General features: G+C 65.5%; 1 protein-coding gene. It reads left to right on the top strand.

Annotated features, from left to right (window positions below; genetic code table 11):
- The first annotated feature begins 74 nt into the window (after positions 1-74).
- A protein-coding gene (locus IE271_RS40985) for an IS3 family transposase (protein ID WP_373308927.1) occupies positions 75-1,267 on the top strand; the annotation gives its coding sequence in 2 pieces (ribosomal slippage) (positions 75-339 and positions 339-1,267; 1,194 coding nt in all).
- Positions 1,268-1,306: the final 39 nt, after the last annotated feature.

Below are 1,306 nucleotides of genomic sequence, written 5' to 3'. Positions count from 1 at the left end.
GGTGAGCTGTACTGAGATTCGTGGAGTCCCTGATGCCAGGGTTACGATCCTGGCGAAGGAGATCCACGAGCACCATGCCTGCACCACGTAAGTACCCGGATGAACTCCGGGAGCGCGCGATCCGCGAGGTCCGCACCACCGGCCGCCCCATCGCGCACGTCGCGAAGGACCTGGGCATCCACAAGGAAGCCCTGCGTGGCTGGGTCCGCCAGACTGAGGCTGATCACGGCGAACGCGACGACCGGCTGACCAGCGCTGAGCGTGATGAACTGAAGCAACTCCGCAAGGAGAACGCCGAGTTGAAGCGGGCGAACGAGATCTTGAAAGCCGCGTCGGTGTTTTTTGCCCAGGAGATCGACCGTCCCCGGACGAGGCCGAGCAGGTGATAGACCACCTGCGTGACAGAGGTCTCGGGGTCGATCCCGTCTGCCGGGTGCTCCAGCTGTCGCCGTCGACGTACTTCGCCCGCAAGAAGCGACCGAAGTCGGCCCGCCGGCTCCGCGACGAGCAGCTGATGCCGCTGATCGAGCAGGTCCACACGGAATCGGGCGGCACCTATGGCGCCCGCCGGATCACCCGCGCCCTTCGGCGCAAGGGCCACGAGGTGGCCCGCTGCACCGTCGAGCGGCTGATGCTCGAGCTGGGCCTGGAGGGCGTCATCCGCGGCCGGCGCCGCCGCACCACCATCCCGGAGCCGTCGGCACCCCGCCCGCCAGACCTGGTCGACCGCGACTTCACCGCCTCCCGGCCCGACCAGCTCTGGGTGGCAGACATGACCTACGTCCGCACCTGGTCCGGCTGGGCATACGTGGCATTCGTCCTGGACGTGTACTCACGGATGATCGTCGGCTGGCAGGTCGCGAACCATATGCGGACCGAACTTCCGCTGGAAGCCCTCGAGATGGCGCTGTGGAGACGGAAGATCAAGAAGGACTCCGGCCTCATTCATCACAGCGACCGTGGGTCGCAATACGTATCAATTCGGTACACCGACCGGCTGTCCGACATCGGCGCCTCCGCATCGGTCGGCTCGGTTGCGGACTCGTACGACAACGCGATGGCCGAGGCCCTGAACGGCACCTTCAAGGCCGAGCTCATCGAGATGCAGGGCCCCTGGAAGGACGTCGACCAGGTCGAGCGGGCGATCTTCCAGTGGATCACCTGGTACAACGAAGAACGCCTCCACTCCGCACTCGACTACGTACCGCCCGCCGAATACGAGCAAGCCTTCTGGCGGAGCCAGGAGCAAACCCCGCAGTCCGCCTGAACCATCAAGATCGGACTCTACGAAACTCGGGGCAGCTCA

It is taken from the genome of Streptomyces minutiscleroticus, from assembly GCF_014650875.1.
In the GTDB taxonomy this organism is placed as follows: domain Bacteria; phylum Actinomycetota; class Actinomycetes; order Streptomycetales; family Streptomycetaceae; genus Streptomyces; species Streptomyces minutiscleroticus.
The sequence above is the reverse complement of the archived record's forward strand: the minus strand, read 5'-3'. Positions and strand labels throughout refer to the sequence as shown.